We start from the raw sequence: 20,090 nt of genomic DNA on the forward strand, positions 1-20,090 counted from the left end.
AGCGCCAGACCAATACCGGTCTCCTCCTGCAAGATGCGCAATTCCTCTAATACCGGATAATCAAGATGGTCGGCCTCATCAATCACCAATAACCCCGATGTGCCGCGCAATTTTCTGCGTACTGCCCTCCCTAGCTGACCCGCCCGACGCGGTGCATCTCCCAGCCCCAGTTCCAGGGCCAGCTCGTACAGGCATTCGCTCAGGCTGGCGCGGGAGGGTGACACGGTGATCAGCCACACGTTAGGGCGCTCAGCGACAAACTGTTGCAAGGCTTTGGTTTTACCGACTCCCGGACTGCCATAGATGACACTGATACATTGCGCCAGTTGGGCATATTGCAACGCGCTCCAGATTTGCCGCACAGTTTTCGTCTGGACAAAATCCGGGGCGGCCGGCATTTCATTAGTGCGCTTGCTGCGGTTCTCCAGCCAGACCGATAATTGACTGGCCACTTTGCTGTTATCTCCTTTGTAGCTTTCATTCATAAACTGGGATAACGCGGTACTGGATATGCCACTTTCGCGGGCGACATTGCTGTAAGTCAGGCCGTCACTTTCAACAATGGTTCGGATAGCGGCACGAACGTCAGCCAGCTCTGTTTGTGTTTGAGTCAACGCTATAATATTGGTCATCGTAGTCTCCTAAATTAAATCGTGTTTTTCTGCTGTTGCTCATGCAGTTGTGCCACGGCATTTTCAAACGCGTAGTCATAATCGGTGTCCGGCTCGGGCTGCGCTTCAATCTGTACACGTCGTACGGTATTACCCTCCGGGTGGTAGATTTCGACTACCCGACTTTCAGGCGGTGCTGGCGGGACGGTTTCCGGCATCAGCTCCGCGACTTCCAGGGCCGTCATGCGACGTTGTGCAGCAGTAGCCTCCTTGGTGCGTTTAACAAACCGGGTCCGGTTACGGTCATGCTCACGAGCCGCCTGGGTATCACCAAACCCGGATTTCTCAATGCAGGTGGCTTCACAGATAAAACGGCCGTCCAGCGTGTAGCACAGCACGGAGTCATGCAGTGCTGCCGGGTCAAAACGAATAACAATTTTGTTAGGCTTAATCCCCAGCAACTGCTCGTGGTAGTACCGGTTCCGGCGTGACTGGATTTTACCGCCTGCGTTTAAGGTAAAGGCACCATTGGTGACCGTGACCGCCTCAGCAGGTAACAACAATAAATGGCGCTGCTCTGCTGTTGCCTTGCGTACGGTGCTTTCCTGATAGCTCTGTTCAAACGCATCATCAAACGACCATTTCCCAAGACACACCTCTGTATCGCGCCCAGGCCGACGGTTCCAAAAAGCGATCCCTTCTGCCAGCGCCTTTAAAAAAGTTTCCGCATCGACTACCCGGTCACCATAATTATCGGGCTTTGCCATCGGGTTTGCGCCGGTATAAGCCCCAGCCAAAGCGGGATGTTTATCGACGACTTCACCTAAACCGCCGTGAGAGAACGCCCGTTCAACGGGTTTGGCCTGTCCATGACCACGACCAAATAACACACTCGTCCAATGCAGTTGAATGCCCAGTAGCGGAATGATGCCTTTCGGGTCATCTTCTTTAACTTTGAATCGATAGCGGTTCGGTACACCGCCTGTCATCCATTTGTTGGCAGCGGCACGCGTGTTATCAATAGTGATGTGTTTTGGAATGCCGTATTGCTCAATCACATCAGCCAGGGCCAGGCGGATGCTATCGCTGTTCTCGGACACATCAGTCCGCCAGGCCAGAATTTTGCGGGTACGGATATCCTGCCAAATCCAGGTTTTCGGGCGGATAACTTCACCGTTAAACCATTTAACAAAAACGTTATGCTGGTAACCGTCGCCGTTAATCCACTCCAGCGCATCCAGTTCAAGCACAGTACGTTCTTGCGCGGGATAAAGCCGCATTAATGCGTGCTCACCTTGCCGCAATAGCACCACTTGTTCGGCGGGTACTTCACGTTCAAGTTTTCGCCGCAGGGATGACAGACTCGGTATTATCCAGCCATGTGCCGCAGCCACTTCCTCAAGGCGGGCATAGCAGGTCCGTAGCGCTGGTTGCTCCGGGCGTAGATAATCCGCTAAGAAGAAATCCCAGGCCGCAGATGTACAATCAGCTTCTTTCTTCTTACGCGAGGTCAAACTGTGCCCATGCTTGCCAACCAGCGCCGCCAGCCAGTCAGAGCGGTCAAAAGGTTTCGCCTGGTAGTACCAGCGGCGGATGCTCGCAGGAGGAACCTGTAGCGCATCACTGACAGAATCAAATGCGGTCAGCGTGTCGATACCCGTTTCAATCATCCCCGCCACGGCAATCACGGCCTCACACTTTTGGCGTGCTTTTTCACGCTGCTTATTGCTTGCGGCGTTAAATTGTTGCCAGAGTGATTCCCGGCAGTAGCTTTCACTGTGACGTTGTTTTATTTCAAACTGGCGATCGTTAATTTCAATCGTGCCTTGTTTTTTCAGTATTGCTGCACGGGCGACAGGAGGCAGGCAATTAATATGAAACTCAAATGCCTTAGAACCTTCACGCTTGCGGATCATCTCTGTTGTTGCATTTTTCTTTAAGCGGTTAGAAATGTTAAAAGGGGCTGTTGGTAAATTCGGTAGCCCGACACACTCTTGCGCTGTAACCCAAATATCCATCAGCTTCATACTCCCTGACATTATGAATTTTTATAACGACTCGGCCAGATAACAGCCGGATCAACACCGATTGCCTGAGCAATCAATCTTTCCCCCTTGGGCCAAGGGCGAACTAGCGCATTACGTAAAGTATCTTTTGCCAGCCCCGCTTCAACAGACAACGCGCGTAGATTTGTGCCACGTTTTTCTAATGCTGCGCGAATATCTGCGCGATGCCAGTCTTGCCTGTCTTGTTGCATTATGTGATCCTTAGTAGGTTTATCTGTCCCGATAAGCGTTAATGATTATCGGTGTGGATATAAATATATTCGCATAAAAACACGAAGTCAATACAATTGCGTGTTTTTATGCGAGACGTGGTTTGATAGCGAAAGGCAGCTAGTATCATGAGTAAAGAAGGAAAACATGTGCTTAATGACAAAAACATACATCGTGTTTTTATACGAGATGAAATAACACAGTTTAAGGACAGATTGAGGCAAGCTATGGGAGGTGAATCTGGCAATAGCTTTGCAAAGAGGTGTGGAATATCAGAAGCAGCTCTGAGAACTTACCTGTCAGGTAAGACATATCCCGCTTTAGACAAATTGGCAGTTCTCGCGGAAAAATGCGAAGTGTCTATTGAGTGGCTAGCCATTGGAAAAAATTCCAAGGATGATGATACGCAAGACACCGTATATAAAGATACTCCTAAACATGTCACTGAGGAGCAGGAAAAGGCATGGCTGGCATTTCTTTACAGAATGACAGCAGAAGAACGAGAAGCTGTCATTGACCGTGTTTTCAGGCAGGGTATTAACGTATTACTAACTCCACCTCAGATGGACATTCAGCAAGAGTCGCAATTCCCCTGGCCGGAGGACCTGCCAGCTAAACTGGGGGTGTCTAACAACTCATTGGCGTTTGCTCAACTGTATGCATCTTTAACTGATGAACAGCGACAGAGATTTTTGGAGTCTATCAATGACAAAGAACACGTCCCGGCAAACCACAACAAAATGAGCAGCAAAGCAGGTTAACATGGGCTAAAGTAGCCTATGTTTTAAAGCTTATTTAAAGATGTTTTAAATGACTGATAGCGTGCGTCCTGGTTTTATTAAAATAAGTGGCACAAAAGCGGCAACCACAAAAATTTTCTCATTTTAGTTAGTCTGCCCGTCAGGGCAGGGATAAACTTATCACACCCACTCAACACCGCACCAGCGCTGAATTTACACCCGTGAATTCCCGTTTATTTTCACCAATTCCCTATTTCTTTTTGTTTCTCATTACTTGTGGTTCAATACATTGAAAAACTTTTACTCACGTTGAATATAGCATGGCGAGGAAATATCAGCCGAGATTATCGCCAATAGATGGGATATGCTACTATGTTGTCAATAAAAACGTGTTGTCAATAAAAACGTGTTGTCAATAAAAACATGTTACCGATAAGAACTATGTCATCAATAAAAGCTGGCTAATCAGTAAAGTTAAGAAGTTACAAGGATCAATATAAGTGAAAGAGTCTCAGAAAATCATTAACCGTCAGGCTGCTTGTCCAACGATCAAATATCCAGAAAACTTGCCCGTCAGCCAGAAGAAAGATGATATCTACAAAGCTATTCGTGACCATCAAGTTGTCATTATTGCGGGTGAAACCGGTTCGGGTAAAACAACACAGATCCCGAAAATTTGTCTTGAACTAGGTCGGGGAATAAAAGGTCTGATCGGCCATACTCAACCCCGTCGATTGGCTGCTCGTGCGGTTGCCAATCGTCTGGCGGAAGAATTGGAAACCTCGGTGGGTTCTGCTGTCGGTTATAAAGTCCGGTTTAGTGATCATGTGGGCGATAACACGTTGGTTAAGCTGATGACCGATGGTATTTTGCTGGCGGAACTGCAAAATGACAGGTTGCTTAAACAATATGACACGCTCATTATCGATGAGGCGCATGAGCGTAGTCTGAATATTGATTTTATTCTGGGTTATTTGCGTCAGTTGCTGCCAAAACGTCCTGATTTGAAAGTGATTATTACCTCGGCGACTATCGATCCTGAGCGTTTTTCCCGTCATTTTAATCATGCGCCAATTATTGAAGTTTCTGGTCGAACCTATCCGGTAGAAGTGCGGTATCGTCCGGTGATGGGGGAAGATAATGATGGAGAGCGGGATCAGCTTGAGGCGATTATTGACGCTGTTGATGAACTCAACCGGGAAGGGCTTGGGGATATCCTGATCTTTATGAGTGGTGAGAGGGAAATTCGTGATACAGCCGATGCATTGAATAAACTGAATCTGCGTCATACCGAAGTATTGCCGCTATTTGCGCGTCTTTCTAACAGTGATCAGAACCGGATTTTCCAGTCGCATACGGGGCGGAGAATTGTACTGGCAACTAACGTGGCAGAAACTTCGTTGACTGTACCGGGAATTAAATATGTGATTGATACCGGATATGCACGTATCAGCCGTTACAGTTATCGGACGAAAGTACAGAGATTGCCGATTGAGCCAATATCACAAGCGTCGGCTAATCAGCGGAAAGGGCGTTGCGGACGTGTATCCGACGGGATCTGTATCCGACTGTATTCAGAAGATGATTTCCTTTCTCGGCCGGAGTTTACTGATCCAGAAATCCTGCGTACTAACTTGGCATCGGTCATTCTACAAATGACAGCGATTGGTCTTGGGGATGTCAGCGCATTTCCATTTGTGCAACCGCCGGACAAACGCAATATTCAGGATGGCGTTCGGCTTTTGGAAGAGCTTGGGGCTATTGACCAGAGCACCATTAATCAAGGCGCAATGGCCAAGGGTAATTACCGTCTTACATCAATCGGACGACAGCTTGCTCAACTTCCGGTTGATCCTCGGTTGGCGCGTATGGTATTGGAAGCTCGTCATCATGGTTGTGTGCGTGAAGTGATGGTCATCACTTCTGCGTTGTCTATTCAGGACCCAAGAGAGAGGCCGCTGGAGAAACAGCAGGCTTCAGATGAGAAACATCGTCGATTTGCTGATAAAGACTCAGATTTTATCGCATTTCTGAAATTATGGGATTTTTTGAAAGAACAGCAAAAAGCACTCTCTTCTTCGCAATTTCGCAAGCTTTGCCGTCAAGATTATCTTAACTACCTGAGAGTCAGAGAATGGCAGGATATATACACTCAGTTACGACAAGTTGTGAAAGAAATTGGTCTGTCGGTAAATAGTCAGGATGCAGATTACCGCAGCATTCATACTGCATTACTTTCTGGGCTGTTATCCCATATTGGCCAAAAAGATACAGATAAACAGGAATATACCGGTGCGCGTAATGCTCGTTTTGCTATTTTTCCTGGTTCTGGTTTATTTAAGAAGCCGCCTAAATGGTCAATGGTCGCCGAATTGGTTGAAACTAGTCGCTTGTGGGGACGTATTGCTGCGCGGATAGAACCTGAATGGGTTGAACCATTAGCCGCACATCTGGTGAAGTATCATTATAGCGAACCGCACTGGCAAAAATCTCAGGGTGCGGTAATGGCTAAGGAAAAAGTCACTTTATATGGTTTGCCAATTGTGGCTAGTCGTCAGGTTAATTACAGCAAAATTGATCCAATGCTCTGCCGTGAGTTGTTTATCCGCCATGCGCTGGTGGAAGGCGACTGGCAAACTCGACATGCATTTTTCCGAGCGAATCTGAAATTACGCGAGGAAATTGAGGAGTTGGAACATAAATCCCGTCGTCGAGACATTTTGGTGGATGATGAAACTCTATTTAGTTTCTATGATCAACGGATACCTCAGAATGTAGTTTCTGCCCGCCATTTTGATCGCTGGTGGATGAAAACAGGTAAAGAGCAACCGGACTTGCTCAATTTTGAGAAAAATATGTTGATCAAAGGTGATGCCGATAAAATCAGTGCGTTGGATTACCCCAATTACTGGTATCAGGATGCGCTGAAATTACGGCTTAGTTACCAGTTTGAACCGGGTACGCAAGCCGATGGCGTGACCGTTCATATTCCGCTGCCGGTGCTGAATCAGGTTAAGGATGAAGGATTTGATTGGCAGATCCCAGGTATTCGCTATGATTTAGTGGTTGCGCTGATTAAATCACTGCCAAAGCCGGTTCGTCGTAATTTTGTCCCTGCGCCAAACTATGCTCAGGCATTTATGGAGCGAGTATCTCAACCTCAATCCACTTTGTTAGATAGCCTTGAGAGGGAGTTACGGCGGATAACTGGCGTTACGGTGTCACGTGATGACTGGCAGTTGGGGCAAGTACCCGATCACCTCAAAATGACATTTCGAGTGGCAGGAGAAAAGAATCGGACTATCTCTGAAGGTAAAGATTTATCGGCGCTGAAATTACGCTTGAAAGAGAAAGTTCAGGAGACACTTTCCTCTGTTGCTGATGATGGGATTGAACAGAGTGGGCTGCATATTTGGAGTTTTGGTGAATTACCGGGACGATATGAGCAAAAACGCAGTGGTTACTCTGTTAAAGCATTTCCCGCGCTGGTGGATGAAAAAGAGAGTATCGGTATCAAATTGTTTGAAACTGAATTGGAACAACAGATTGCCATGTGGGAAGGTACTCGTCGTCTGTTATTGCTCAATATTCCTTCGCCAATTAAATACTTACATGAGAAATTGCCGAATAAATCCAAATTGGGGCTCTATTTTAATCCCTATGGCAAGGTACTGGATTTGATTGATGATTGTATCTCCTGTGGTGTGGATAAATTAATGGCAGTGAATGGTGGACCAGCTTGGAATGAGCAGGATTTTATTCAGCTACAGGACAAAGTTCGGGCTGAGTTGAACGATACTGTCGTGGAAATAGCTAAACAGGTAGAACAGATACTCACCACTATTTTTGCTATTAACAAACGCCTTAAGGGGAGAATTGATATTTCACTAGCCCTGGCGTTATCGGATATCAAAGAGCAGCTTTCTGGTCTGGTTTTCAAAGGATTTGTCACCGTTAACGGTTGGAAACGTTTACCGGATGTCTTGCGTTATCTACAAGGCATTGAGCGCCGTCTTGAAAAATTAGCGATTGATCCGCACAGAGATAAAGCGCAAATGTGGCGTGTCGAAAATGTTCAGCAACAGTGGCAGCAATGGCTGGCGAAATTATCACTGCAACAGAAACAATTACCTGAGGTGCAAGAGATTCGTTGGATGATTGAAGAACTGCGGATCAGCTTGTTTGCTCAACAACTGGGTACGCCATATCCGGTCTCTGATAAACGAATCTTGCAAACAATGGAGCAAATTGCTTCTTGATCAAAGAAGACTAAAGGTGGATCAGGTTATTGACAAAGCACTGGATTTTTATCCAGTTCTTTGTTTTAATTAAGTCCTGTCCACCAAACGGAGCTTGCCGTCATGGATTTGTTCTTACAGAAGCAATAGTATCGAGTGTGAAGCAGCAGTAAACATATGAGGAATATCATGACGTTAGAGAAAATATCATTCGCTTACCCGGTACATATCAGACAAGGAATGTTAATTGATGTGATGCACCCTCCTAGTATGTGGATATATGCTGATAGTTTTCCATCTGTAGAGTATCTTAATGTAGCTTTAGGCGTTTTCTTGCGTAAAGATGAGTTGTATTACACTAAAATTGACGTGTTCTTTGATGATAAATCGGTTCTTGATGATCAAGATAAGGGAAACGATACAGCATACATTCACTTGTCTGGTTTTACGTCTACAGACCAATATATTATGGTCTCATCAATGACATTAAAGAGGGTTCACTTTCCCAATGAAGGTATTTATAAGCTTATTGTTGAGCTGTATTCGGGGGAATTAGACTCCGCAGATAGCAAAATTATAGACGTAAATGAGAGTTATTTTGTTGTTACATCTAACATGGAAGGTAAGTGATGGCTAAGATTTACGGATTCTCTGCCAATGATATAGCAATTATTGCAAGTCATAAACATTTGTCCAATACTATGAAGTATGGAAACGGCAATGGTGGTGGAGGTGGTGATATGTTGGAAGCTCGTGTAGCAAAACTTGAATCAGACGTTGAGCATATCAAAGCCACAATGAGCGATGTGAAGGCTGATCTGAAATCAGTCATCAGTGATGTTGGTACAATGAAGACCGACGTTGCTGTTGTCATGCAAAAATTAGATGTAATCAATAATACTTTGTCTAAGAAACCAAGTGAAGAACAGCTTAATGCCAGATTAACAAAGTCAGAGAATAGATTTGATTCCAAATTTACAGAAGTAGAGAGCAAGTTTGATGCCAGATTAACAAAGTCAGAGAATAGATTTGATTCCAAACTTACAGAAGTAGAGAGCAAGTTTGATGCCAGATTAACAAAGTCAGAGAATAGGTTTGATTCCAAACTTACAGAAGTAGAGAGCAAGTTTGATGCCAGATTAACAAAGTCAGAGAATAGATTTGATTCCAAACTTACAGAAGTAGAGGGTAAGTTTGATGCCAGATTAACAAAGTCAGAGAATAGATTTGATTCCAAATTTACAGAAATAGAGGGCAAGTTTGATGCCAGATTAACAAAGTCAGAGAATAGATTTGATTCCAAACTTACAGAAGTAGAGGGTAAGTTTGATGCTAGCTTAACAAAGCTAGAGAATAGATTTGATTCCAAATTTACAGAAGTAGAGGGTAAGTTTGATGCTAGCTTAACAAAGCTAGAGAATAGATTTGATTCCAAATTTACAGAAGTAGAGGGCAAGTTTGACGCTAGATTTACAGAAATCGAGAACAAATTTGATAACGCTATATCTCGGATTGAATCATCTATTGAAAAAAGTTCATTGTCTTTTGATGGCAAATTAAAGGGTATGCAATTAAGCATTATTCTTTGGATACTTGGCTTGCCGTCTCTGGCTTTCGCTCTGTATCGCGTTTATCTTCTACTATAAAATCATACATCAGCCTGCCGAACGGCTTCTTGTGGTTTTTTTCATTTCTACGCCGTTTTTATTGTGAGGTCATCTATTGGTTGAGTTGACAAAGCAAGAAATAAAGAAGATTAGTACCCAGTAAACGCTTTTAGCCTAACAGATACCTGTATAAATAACCGGTAACTGTCAGCTCAGGTCTGATATATATATTATCGCTTATAGGGATAAGCAGTTATACCCTTTCAGCCCAACTGTCAGAATGGATGATATTTCTATCAAGGTGTGCAAAATGCCATTCATGGCCATACTTTTTATGTCAATTATAACGTTTTTCTTCTTAACTATATTAGTTAACTATTTTTTCATATTAGAATGAAATGTAAAAAAAACCATATGGGTATCGTTATTAATGACTATTATTTTCATATTCAGCCTCTTTGCCCCAACAATTCTTTATCAAAATCTTTTCTAGTAGAAAAATATATTTAATATAGTCGCGTATTTAATGCGTGGTTAATGGCTATTTAGTCGACTTATAGAGAAATAGCCATTATTAATCTCCTTCAGAAAACGATTTTGAATTACCGGTGGCAGAAATAAGCTTTTGTAAGCATTTTTCACCACTTTTATTTTTATACAGCGCACGAATACTATCAACGACATACTGATTTAATTCTGCTTCTGTTCCTTGATAAAAAGGTAGAGAACAGACAGAATCAGTGCTAATTGAAACATTGGAGTCATCAAGAATAGATAATACTCCGTTTACATTTTTCGGTAATGCAGTTGCTAATGCTATTGATAGCGTTTCTGATGAATGGGCATCACTTCCCTTTGCAAGTAAAGGAGCTACCTTGAGCCACGTTATATCTCCACTTGCAATATGATCTGTTATATAATCCCATTCTCCGTTGTCTCCTTCTGGAATATTTTTAATTACTGCTCTTGCACCTTGCTGTTTTATTTGTAGGCTCAATTGCTCTGGTGTTAAATTCGGATATGGATTTTTAGCCGTAATATGACGATCAACGGCCAGTGAGTTGAATGATACTAGCATTAATAACATAATCAGTTTTTTCATTTAACCACCAAAATTCTATTTTTAAAATAGAATATCTAAACGCCATAGTTTAGTATTCCTGAAATTTTTTTGATTTACCGATAGTATTAACAAGTATTTTCAAACAATTTTCTCCTTTTTTTGATTTGTAAAGTGCCCTAATGCTTTCGACGACATATTTGTTTATTTCTGCTTCGGTACCTGAATAAAAAGGCAATGAACATACAGATTCAGTGCTAATTGAAATGTTGGCATTATTAAGGACAGACAGAACAACAGCGGAATTCTTTGGTATTGCTGTTGCAACTGCTATTGTGAGATCTTCTGCTGAGCCTGCATCAACCCCAGTTGATAATATCGGAACAATGTTCAACCATTCAGGATCACCACTTGATATATGGGATAAAATGTAATCCCATGTGCTGTCATCGGTATTAGGTAAGGTCGATGTTACGAATTTCCTTGCTCCCATTGAATTTACTTTTTCAATAATTTGCTTTGGTGTCAGATTAGGGTATGGATTATTCTTCTCTAACTCAGTTGCAAAGGAATTAAAAGCTAAAAGGTTTAAAGCTATTATTGGTATTGGAAGTAATTTTTTCATGGTACTACAACTAATATATCATCACTGGATGAAGCAATACTTTTTCTCAATTCTGCCCCGTTTATAACGATACACCCCTCAGAAGCTTGATGATATGAACCATCATTTCTATCTCCGTGGATTCTAAAAGCATCTCTCCCATAAGTGTTTGTTCCTAAAATGGGAACGAGTTTTACAGTATATGGGCCTTTATGATTATTGTATCCGTTAATTCTATAATGACCTTGTGGAATAGGTCCTGTTAAATATGCGTCCTGCATGGATGGGTTATTCAACCCTGCGCCATGACCGCTATAGCCCTTTGCAATAAAAGAGCCATTATGTGTAAGTACACCAGTGCTTTGTGAATATTGCCAAGTCATACTTGTTTCCATTAGTAAATATTAATAAATTTAACTTTAAACTTAATAAACATTTTTAAAAGCATAATTTTGTAAATAAAAGAAATTTTTTGTAAATTTATTTATGAAATTAATAAATTTTGACCTTATTATCTGGTTATTCAGCATGATTATTTTGAAAGTTTATCAATAAGATTAAATGTTCCACTGAATTCAACAGGAGAAATGGAACTAACTCGTAAACGATGCGGCTATATTAACGCATAACATGTTAATTAGTGGGAGTAATTTGCTGAGTTTTCCCAAAAACTTTTCAGATAAAAATAATTAAATAACAGCGCATCAGCCAAGAAATAACTTCTCTATAACTGATGCAGATAAATTATTACTGATAAGTTAATGTCATTGTTGCAGTTACATTTGCTTGGCCGGGGGTAATATTGCGATCGGTCTGAAAATATCTGGCGTGTAAAGGGATGGATAACTTCCCACTTGAATAGCTATTACCAATATTTATTTGTGAATGTATAATGACAGGTTGGTTGTTGTAAAGAATTTGCATACCTACACCGGAAGCAGTTGTGCGATTATCATTTTGGTCAAGCGCCCATACATGATATAAGTTATTTTTTGCTCTTTTTCCATCAAGCATTAGTTGAATCTGAACATCATCATCACAATCTAAAATAACCTCAAAATCTTTCCCTCCTGCGGTACTGTTAATACCAGAAAAATCAATTTTTTTAATATCGCCCATAGGAACAGTAATATTGCTATCTTTCAGTGAGCAACTTTTAGTAATAATTTTGGTGTTTCCCAAACGGTAAGTATGCACGATGTGGCTATTTACTCGTGCTTGAATTAATTGTTCGTTTCTGACAAAACCAGAACCTGTTGTTGGCGCTATTTTTATTAGCTGAATTGTCAGATAATCCCATGTCTGACCACAATACCAACGACCAGAACTGTCACAGCTTACAGGATTATTAGCGATACGGGGTAACCAGTCGATACCATAGCCGGGACCCCAGGTATTTATTCTGATACCAACACCGGGAACACCAGATTCATAAATAGCATCTTTGTTATAATCCGCGCTTTTATAGGATGTATATCCCCATGATGTATTAACGTTCGTATCGCAATAGAAAATATTGTTTTTATTGGCTAATTCATCTGCACGATATTCGTAGATGGTTGTGCCAATAGGTTGATCTCTTGGGACATATAAGGTCCCAAAAGAGAGATGAGTGATTTCTGGCTTAAATCCTTTCTCAAACTGGCAGTTAGCAGCAAAACTATAAGAACTAACGATTAAACCAATTAATAAATTGATGATAATGAACAAATGTTTAAGTTTATTGTAAATATTAAACATAGCATTTTCCTGTAGGTTGTTATTTACAGCGCTCTTCTATTATATAAATACCGGATAAAGGGCTTTTTTCTGGTAATTTGTAATTAACGACACATTCCTGAATATCTTTATAACCCCATTTAACTAATAATCGTCCACTATCGGGTAAACCGGTGAGGTAAACTTGCCCTTCATGACTAACAATCGCGCTATTTATTTCATCAATATCACGGAGTTTTTCTAATGTGACAACCGCGCCAAAAGGAATAAGATTTTCTTGGTAATAGAGATTGATTAGAGCTCTATGGCCTATCCGGGTTTTAAAATCCGCCAGAACTAATGCTCCCCGAGTAGGAATAACGGTTTGGGTATTAACGTCAATATCGACATTATCTGCTAATGAATGAGTATCCAATGCAATTCGATTTTTCCGGTAACTGCTGACATAAGGAATAATCGCATAACCATTCCAATCGGTGGCGATACCAACATTATTTTGGATCTTTATTCCTTGTGCGCCATCAGCTCGGACTAATGCTAATGTATCTCCCAAATGTTGTGAAAGCGTAATGCCGTATGGGTGAGCAACAATGCCTCCTTGAAGGCCATAATTCAGTTGGTGAGAGTGGCGATCATAACTATAACCGGTACTAAGTTGACCATAAGCTCCTTTATATTCCGCATGGATGTGACCGCCAGCGCCAGTAGCGTGATTTGTGTAACTCTGCTGTAAACTATAGATTAAATTATTGTCTTCCAGCGCGGTACCACTTAAACCGACTTGGTGGGAAATATCTTTGTTTTTATTGGTATTGAAATTGTAACTGGTCCAGCTATTCTTTAGCCAACGATCTAATGGAATCTGTATGCTAAATGAAAAAAGTTGTTCATTTTTATTCGTATCTGGAAGTTGGCTATAGGTATAATTTAGACTGTAATTAATGTTATTATAATTGGTACTATAACCTGCGTTGATATTACGTTCATAGCCAGGTTGTTGCCAGTAATTTTGTTGAAGAGCGGACAGATATAAACTACCAAAATCTCCCAAGGATTGATTAATATGCAGTTGTAATTTACTTCTTTTATTGGTGCGGTAACGCCAGTCACTTTTATTAGAGTCATCTATATCATTGGCTTCTTTGAAATCGTAAAAACCACGTGTTGAATAGCGATAACCTGCTAGAGTAAAATTAGTTCCTGTTAATGAAAGATCTTTTGCATATTGAAAGCGGTAGGATTGCCCTCTGGTACTTATATTGGATGGTAAATCGGTATTAGCATGAGTGATGTCAAAAGAGAGAGAACCTAATATACCAAGGTTATAACCTGATCCTAAAGCGACGGATTGATAATCTTTTGAAAAAATCGTACCGCCATAGGTAGTGATGTTATTCGAGAAACCATAGACTAATGCACCTTGGGCAAAGTTGGGTTCTTGCCCACGATTATTTGATGATTGATATTGGCCCAGTGTTATCGAATATTGGAGTCCTCCTTCTCGTAACATAATCGGTATAGTTGAAAAGGATTGAGTAGAGCGGTATTCCTGACCATCGGCTTCTTTGATAATAACTTCCAAATCTCCACTTGTTGTGGTTGGAAAAAGGTCATTAATAACAAATGGACCCGGTGAAACATAAGTTTGATAAATGATATAGCCGTTTTGTTTGATCGTAACCTGAGCGTTACTTTGGGCAATTCCTCGAACACTGGGGGCGAAGCCTTGTAAGCTGTCTGGTAACATATTGTCATCAGAAGCTAATTGTAAGCCGCGGAATTGGACGCCTTCAAAAATATAGGAGGGGGTAAAGCTATCACCTAGGGTTAATTGCCCTTTTAGTGCGTGAATATCCCGTTGTAAATAGGTGTTAATACTTTTCCAATTCTTGTCACGACTGGTATAGGTAGAATAATTGCGTAGACGCCATGCTTGCCAATTAGCGCCCGTTCGAAGATTCAGATAATGGGTCTGCGTAGAGCCAGATGGATTATCTTGCCAGGTATTTGAACCACTATAATTATAGTTAATTAATAATGAAGTTAATCCTTGCTGCCATAATTCAGGAGAAACATAACCTCTTGCCTGATTGTTTAACATTGCTTGTGGAATACTGATATCCAGTCTTTGTTGACTAAAATTGAAGAGAGTGCTTGCTGATGGAATATATTGACTTAAATCAGACAACTCTGTTTCTGGTGGTAAACTGAACAGCTCTGGAAATGTATCAATTTTTACTCCCATATCCTGTAATTGCTTAATTGTCAGCTTGGGCAGTAATTTGTTATTTATCGTGACAAAGGTTACGTTCCTGGTATCTATTTTGTCTCTATTAAGGTAAATATCTACCCAGTAAATACCGGGCGGATAGTCATCTTGTGTGAAAATAGAGAGATCAATATCTTCAGGTGAACCAGAATCAGTACCTATCTCTAGTGCATGAATGTTGAAATAATCTTCAGAATAAGTTTTAGCAGGGTAAAAAAATACGCCAGCAGCTATAAATGGCAATAATAAGAGCCATGAATGTTCAATATCATATGGTTGCTTATTAATCTTATGCTGTGAGCACTTTCCCATAATTAACTTTCTGGTATAAATTAATGTAACGGTTTTATTAAATGGTTGTTTTTTCCTCGGCAGTAACGCCGCCAAAATCATTAATTGCTTTCCAATTTACCTGCTTTATGTTCTTTGCCGGCAGAGGCCAGCTTAGTTGGCTAAAGGGTTTAATCATGCCCGCAGGTTTTATTTCATGTTGATCTACTTTAAGGTAAGAGAATGAAATGAAGTAAGGGGTAGGATTTTCTGCGATCAATGAGTTGTTTTCCGTACGGAATTTGAGTTCTTTGTATGCGGTACTTGACTTTTCTGCCAAATTGACAGGGCGGTAAAACAATTTAAACTTTGACTTAACTGTTATTTGTAATTGATTCTGATCTGATTTTACCGAGGTAGGAATAGACTTTACATTTAACCAAAAAAGCGATTCTCGATCTTGAGGCAGATTACTTGCTGTTTTTACAATACGTAGGATATTTTCATGGCCTGCTGCGAGTTTAAAGATGGGGGGAGTAACGATAAAAGGGGTCTTCATATTATCATTTTCATCTTGGACCCAAGATTGAATCAGGTAAGGGGCATCTTTTTCTGGGTTATTTATCGAAATAGACGCTTCTTTTTTGTCACTCATGTAAATAACACGGGTTCCACCAATGACGACGCCGGCGATAGCGAAATTTACACTGATAATATATAGAAAAATTATTGTGAATAGGCGTTGATACTGCACGGTAATATCTCCGTTTTCTCGTGTTTTTATGCGTTATTTTGTGGGCATCCATGCCCTGTACTTCTTTATTTATTAGAAACAAAACGTGAATGAAGCTCTGTTCTAAATTTAGCCTGTTTTAGTTATAAACAATCGTAAAATTGGCGACTGCATCGCCTGAGCCAGGGCTAATGGTTTGAGCTGTAGCAACATATTTTGCAATGAACTTCAGTTCTGCTGTTTTTTGATCAGTAAAAGATTGAGATTTGGAAGCTTTTGCCAAAGGAATCAGCGTTGAGTTATCTTCTTCATAGATACCAATAGCAACACCATCGGCGACTGCCTGGCCTTTATCATTGGATAAGGCCAAAAGATTGTTGTTTCTACTATCTATCTGCCCGTCAAATTTAACTTGTGCATGAGTATATTCTGGTGGGCAATCACTCATTTTAATGCTAAAGGGTGTTGCTGCTGCGGTACTATCTACACCACTAAATGCATTTGAGCCAATTGTTCCCATGTTTACGTTTTGATTTGCAGAGTCAGTATCGATTTTACAGGCATTTGCGATGATATTACCTGTAAAGTTGATTTTTCCGTCGGCTGCATTTGCTACAGAAATAAATACAGAAGATGCAAGTAAGGATGAAATAATCAGTTTAGCTTTCATTTTAAATAGATCCTAACCCTGCCGAGCATAGCGTCAGGGAAATAGAAATACTGATTTAATGGGAACTGTATAAACATCAATACAGCGTGTAAATATTTATGACTTTTACTACCCAATAACAATAGCGATAACTCAAACTGTGTCTTTTTGGGGATAAAGCAGGGTGATCATAGCGATTAATTAGGAAAAATCCAAAGAATGACTGGATAATGTGTTGTATTTAAGACTTTTATCTGTATTTTTCTCTTAAACAGGATTATTTTTTAATATTAATGTGATTTATTGTATGTAATAAATCATTATGCTAATTAATGAGAATATCTTTTAATTAATAATTGGTTATAAAATTAATTGTGATTTATGTCACAATTAATTTATCGCGCTTAAGAATTTATTTTTTTATTCTATTGTTTTCATGTTATTACCTCTTGTCGTCATTTTCTCTTCGAGCATGTTTATTCTGATAGAGTAAGTAATCTGGAAAAAGTTATTCTATAGTTTTCTCATGTGATCTTTCTATTTTATTGTTTGTGGTAATACCTATTTCAGTTGAGGTTATGAACCCTCGACGCAATTAACACTGTAAGGAAGGAAAATGAAACAGTTCGTCTTTGTATTGGGCTTTTTGTCCATCGTTCTTGCAGTCGCGCGTCCTGCTTCGGCTATGCAAGTAGAGCAAAAAATCGCCACAAATGGTGTGGCATCAATCGAATATTCGGTACGTGGGGAAGGGCCATTGCTCATGATTCTTGCTTCAACCGGGCGAGGAACGGCGGAGTTCGCGTCACTAGCGGATCGGCTGGCGATGCGTGGCTATCGCGTTGCCTTGCCAGAACCACGCGGAATCTCAAGGTCAACCGGTCCGATGGAAAACGTGACCTTCCACGACTTTGCTGATGATTTTGCGGCCGTGGTTGCGGCGGAAGGAGGTAAGGCAATCATAGTGGGGCACGCTTATGGCCATTGGATCGCTAAAACGATTGCCGCGGATTATCCTAAGATGACGCGTGGCATAGTGCTTTTGGCAGGCGCGGCGAAATCTTGGCCCTCGGAGCTTTCGGATGCGATCACGGTGATTAGTAATCCGACATCCACTCGTGAAGAGCGGCTGGCGAAACTTAGACTTGCCTTCTTCGCGGAAGGCAATGACCCGACGTCTTGGCTTGAGGGCTGGCATGCTGATGTCATAAAAAGTCAGTCCTCGGCGCGCAAGCTGACTAATCGCAAGGATTGGTGGGCGGGCGGAACGGCGCCAATCCTCGATTTGCAGGCGAGTTCCGACCCGTTCCGACCTGAATCGTCTCGAATGGAGGCGAAAAACGAGTTCGGTAACCGCGTTACTGTCGCAGTGATTGAAGGAGCCAGCCATGCACTGCCTGCGGAGAAGCCGCTTGAAGCAGCAGATGCAATTGCGGATTGGGCCGACAAACTGAAATAACTTAAGGACAATATCTGGTCCTTATCAGGGCATTCGTACCGAATTTGTTGCGGTGTGAATGCCCCAATCAGGGATGATGCCAATAGGCAAAATAGACATCCTGCCTCAAGTTTTACACCTTATGCCGGTGATGAGCTGGAATACTCCACCAACATCGGTGCTTTGAAAATCATCTTGGCTTTGTTCTTCGACACCTTGTGTCGACAAAATTGATTAAAAAACCATACCAATCAAGTTGTACTAACAATATTAGTTACAACATACTATTAAAAATAACACTAACAAGAATATGAAAGAACAACAAAAAACCAGACAAACTGCTATATGAAAATCCAGAAAGCCATCACAGAAGAGTAATGGCCTGAATCTGACGAGATTACTTGAGCAGTAATCCAGTGGCAGGGATTGCTGTTATCAGCAATACGGCGATAGTGAGCTTTTCAGCCAGATGTAAGCTATTTTTCCGCGGGTTTTGATGACGTACATACAGAAAAACTAAAAGACCTGGTGCATAGAGAACAACAGACAATAACAAATTCATTAAACCAGATGCATAAAGTAACCATATGCCATAAATACAGGCTCCGACGGCAATGAGTAATAATCCTTTATTGCTACGATTAAAAGCGACTTTTAAAAGAAATGCTCCCACCAGGAAATAGGGCACTAAAATCATCTCTGACGCAATTGCCAGTAATGAATTGTAATTGCTTCCACTTAACCAGATCAAAACAAGAGAGAGTTGTACCGCGCCATTAGTGAACCACAATGAAGAGGACGGTGCATTATTGCGGTTTTGCTGGCTAAATACTTTTGGAAAAGAGCCGTGTTGGGAAGCGATAAATGGCACTTCTGCCGCCATGATCGTCCAACTCAGATAAGCGCCACAGACGGAGATAATCAATCCGGCGGCAATAATGATTTCGCCTGCGGAACCAACGAGTCCCACCATCAGGTTTGCCATTGATGGGTTGCGTATTTCTGCTAACTCAGGTCGTGGTACTAATCCAAGGGAGAGTAGGGTGACCAAGATATATATTGCTAATGCTGCAACGACAGCCAGCATGGTTGCAATACCCACGTCTGTCCGTTTTTTCGCCCTGGCTGAAACGACAACAGCACCTTCAATACCAATAAAAACCCAAAGAGTAATCAACATGGTGTCTTTTACTTGTTGCCAGACAGGAACGCCTAGATCAATGCCTTTAAAGTCAAGGTTAAAGATATCCATTTTGAAGGCGATGGCGGCAAGTATGATAAAAGCACCTAAAGGCAGCAATTTTGCCATTGTCGCCAATTTGTTGATTCCGGCTGCGGTTTGAACGCCGCGGAGTACCAACCAATGGACGAACCAGAGTAGGATAGATTCACCCAATAGGGACTGCCAAGTATTGCCATCGCCAAAGATGACGATGCCCCCTTTGTCAGTAAAGAAACTTAGGGCGGCAAAAACGATAACCAGATAAGAAACATTGGCAACGACTGCGCATAACCAATATCCCCAGGCAGAACAGAAACCTATTAGTTCACCGAAGCCCTCTTTGGCATAAGTGAAAATCCCTCCATCAAGATCCGGACGAAGACGAGAGAGTAATAACAGTGAGGTAGCCAGGAACAGGATACCGACGCCTGTTATTCCCCAACCAATCATTAACGCTGCCGGGCTGGCGATTTCAGCCATATTCTGCGGTAAGCTGAAAACACCTGCGCCGACCATAGAGCTGAGTACCAGAGCAGTAAGAGCTGTGAGACTTAGTTTCTTTTCCAAAGATATGTTCCTAATGTGACATAAACTGCATTATTAGCCAGTTCATTACCCGATCATAAAGATGAACTGGGTATCCGGTTTTCGTCG

15 protein-coding genes and 1 pseudogene are annotated in these 20,090 nt (G+C 41.6%); 5 read left to right on the forward strand and 11 right to left on the reverse strand.

Annotation, left to right across the window (positions count from 1 at the left end):
• From EAE92_RS08730 to EAE92_RS08740, 3 genes are all read right to left on the reverse strand, one after another.
• A partial coding sequence (locus tag EAE92_RS08730; protein ID WP_214067796.1) for an AAA family ATPase occupies window positions 1–632 on the reverse strand: 632 nt, incomplete at its 3' end.
• Window positions 633–646: 14 nt separating this feature from the next.
• Entirely contained in the window at window positions 647–2,629 is a 1,983-nt protein-coding gene (locus EAE92_RS08735) for a transposase domain-containing protein (protein WP_214067797.1), read from the reverse strand.
• A 20-nt stretch (window positions 2,630–2,649) separates the two neighbouring features.
• Window positions 2,650–2,868: a helix-turn-helix domain-containing protein gene (locus EAE92_RS08740; RefSeq protein ID WP_214067798.1), complete on the reverse strand. Its 219-nt coding sequence runs from the start codon at window positions 2,866–2,868 to the stop codon at window positions 2,650–2,652.
• A 147-nt stretch (window positions 2,869–3,015) separates the two neighbouring features.
• Here EAE92_RS08740 and EAE92_RS08745 point away from each other — a divergent pair, with 147 nt between their 5' ends.
• The 4 genes and pseudogenes from EAE92_RS08745 to EAE92_RS08760 all read left to right on the forward strand — a co-directional run bounded on the left by EAE92_RS08745 (window position 3,016) and on the right by EAE92_RS08760 (window position 9,511).
• Complete coding sequence (locus EAE92_RS08745) at window positions 3,016–3,648, forward strand: helix-turn-helix domain-containing protein (RefSeq protein ID WP_214067799.1); 633 nt, start codon at window positions 3,016–3,018, stop codon at window positions 3,646–3,648.
• A gap of 491 nt (window positions 3,649–4,139) precedes the next feature.
• Window positions 4,140–7,886 (forward strand): annotated as a pseudogene (gene hrpA, locus EAE92_RS08750) (ATP-dependent RNA helicase HrpA); the annotation flags it as partial.
• A 168-nt stretch (window positions 7,887–8,054) separates the two neighbouring features.
• Window positions 8,055–8,495: a hypothetical protein gene (locus EAE92_RS08755; RefSeq protein WP_214067801.1), complete on the forward strand. Its 441-nt coding sequence runs from the start codon at window positions 8,055–8,057 to the stop codon at window positions 8,493–8,495.
• Window positions 8,495–9,511, forward strand: a complete 1,017-nt coding sequence (locus EAE92_RS08760) for a hypothetical protein (RefSeq protein WP_214067802.1) — start codon at window positions 8,495–8,497, stop codon at window positions 9,509–9,511. The genes EAE92_RS08755 and EAE92_RS08760 overlap by 1 nt, the downstream gene beginning before the upstream one ends.
• A 535-nt stretch (window positions 9,512–10,046) precedes the next feature.
• Here EAE92_RS08760 and EAE92_RS08765 read toward each other — a convergent pair.
• The 7 genes from EAE92_RS08765 to EAE92_RS08795 all read right to left on the reverse strand — a co-directional run bounded on the left by EAE92_RS08765 (window position 10,047) and on the right by EAE92_RS08795 (window position 16,797).
• Window positions 10,047–10,574: a hypothetical protein gene (locus EAE92_RS08765; protein ID WP_214067803.1), complete on the reverse strand. Its 528-nt coding sequence runs from the start codon at window positions 10,572–10,574 to the stop codon at window positions 10,047–10,049.
• A 49-nt stretch (window positions 10,575–10,623) separates the two neighbouring features.
• Entirely contained in the window at window positions 10,624–11,157 is a 534-nt protein-coding gene (locus tag EAE92_RS08770; RefSeq protein WP_214067804.1) for a hypothetical protein, read from the reverse strand.
• The gene (locus tag EAE92_RS08775) at window positions 11,154–11,519 is read right to left on the reverse strand and encodes a tlde1 domain-containing protein (protein ID WP_214067805.1); all 366 of its coding nucleotides are present in this window, start codon (window positions 11,517–11,519) and stop codon (window positions 11,154–11,156) included. Before EAE92_RS08775 ends, EAE92_RS08770 begins: the two co-directional genes overlap by 4 nt.
• Before the next feature lie 364 nt (window positions 11,520–11,883).
• On the reverse strand, window positions 11,884–12,876 hold the full coding sequence (locus EAE92_RS08780; protein WP_214067806.1) for a fimbrial protein: 993 nt from the start codon (window positions 12,874–12,876) through the stop codon (window positions 11,884–11,886).
• A 19-nt stretch (window positions 12,877–12,895) separates the two neighbouring features.
• A complete protein-coding gene (locus EAE92_RS08785; RefSeq protein WP_214067807.1) occupies window positions 12,896–15,436 on the reverse strand; it encodes a fimbria/pilus outer membrane usher protein in 2,541 nt (846 codons plus the stop codon).
• Window positions 15,437–15,473: 37 nt separating this feature from the next.
• Window positions 15,474–16,148: a fimbrial biogenesis chaperone gene (locus EAE92_RS08790; RefSeq protein WP_036806327.1), complete on the reverse strand. Its 675-nt coding sequence runs from the start codon at window positions 16,146–16,148 to the stop codon at window positions 15,474–15,476.
• Window positions 16,149–16,266: 118 nt separating this feature from the next.
• A complete protein-coding gene (locus EAE92_RS08795; RefSeq protein ID WP_105398288.1) occupies window positions 16,267–16,797 on the reverse strand; it encodes a fimbrial protein in 531 nt (176 codons plus the stop codon).
• 595 nt (window positions 16,798–17,392) lie between these two features.
• Between EAE92_RS08795 and EAE92_RS08800 the strand changes: the two genes are divergently transcribed.
• Window positions 17,393–18,235 carry an alpha/beta fold hydrolase gene (locus EAE92_RS08800; RefSeq protein WP_214067808.1) on the forward strand — a complete coding sequence of 281 codons (843 nt, stop codon included), beginning with the start codon at window positions 17,393–17,395 and terminating at the stop codon, window positions 18,233–18,235.
• Between the two features lie 376 nt (window positions 18,236–18,611).
• On the opposite strand, the gene EAE92_RS08805 is transcribed toward EAE92_RS08800, so the two are convergent.
• The gene (locus EAE92_RS08805) at window positions 18,612–20,003 is read right to left on the reverse strand and encodes an amino acid permease (RefSeq protein WP_214067809.1); all 1,392 of its coding nucleotides are present in this window, start codon (window positions 20,001–20,003) and stop codon (window positions 18,612–18,614) included.
• Window positions 20,004–20,090: the final 87 nt, after the last annotated feature.

Origin of the sequence: Photorhabdus hainanensis, from assembly GCF_018448965.1 — a bacterium.
GTDB lineage: Bacteria > Pseudomonadota > Gammaproteobacteria > Enterobacterales > Enterobacteriaceae > Photorhabdus > Photorhabdus akhurstii.

Excerpts from the sequence above, each read along its gene's own strand:
- EAE92_RS08765 (WP_214067803.1), bottom strand. The coding sequence starts at position 10,574 with ATGAAAAAACTGATTATGTTATTAATGCTAGTATCATTCAACTCACTG.
- EAE92_RS08755 (WP_214067801.1), top strand. The coding sequence starts at position 8,055 with ATGACGTTAGAGAAAATATCATTCGCTTACCCGGTACATATCAGACAA.
- EAE92_RS08780 (WP_214067806.1), bottom strand. The coding sequence starts at position 12,876 with ATGTTTAATATTTACAATAAACTTAAACATTTGTTCATTATCATCAAT.
- EAE92_RS08785 (WP_214067807.1), bottom strand. The coding sequence starts at position 15,436 with ATGGGAAAGTGCTCACAGCATAAGATTAATAAGCAACCATATGATATT.
- EAE92_RS08800 (WP_214067808.1), top strand. The coding sequence starts at position 17,393 with ATGAAACAGTTCGTCTTTGTATTGGGCTTTTTGTCCATCGTTCTTGCA.
- EAE92_RS08760 (WP_214067802.1), top strand. The coding sequence starts at position 8,495 with ATGGCTAAGATTTACGGATTCTCTGCCAATGATATAGCAATTATTGCA.
- EAE92_RS08735 (WP_214067797.1), bottom strand. The coding sequence starts at position 2,629 with ATGGATATTTGGGTTACAGCGCAAGAGTGTGTCGGGCTACCGAATTTA.
- EAE92_RS08740 (WP_214067798.1), bottom strand. The coding sequence starts at position 2,868 with ATGCAACAAGACAGGCAAGACTGGCATCGCGCAGATATTCGCGCAGCA.
- EAE92_RS08775 (WP_214067805.1), bottom strand. The coding sequence starts at position 11,519 with ATGACTTGGCAATATTCACAAAGCACTGGTGTACTTACACATAATGGC.
- EAE92_RS08770 (WP_214067804.1), bottom strand. The coding sequence starts at position 11,157 with ATGAAAAAATTACTTCCAATACCAATAATAGCTTTAAACCTTTTAGCT.
- EAE92_RS08795 (WP_105398288.1), bottom strand. The coding sequence starts at position 16,797 with ATGAAAGCTAAACTGATTATTTCATCCTTACTTGCATCTTCTGTATTT.
- EAE92_RS08745 (WP_214067799.1), top strand. The coding sequence starts at position 3,016 with ATGAGTAAAGAAGGAAAACATGTGCTTAATGACAAAAACATACATCGT.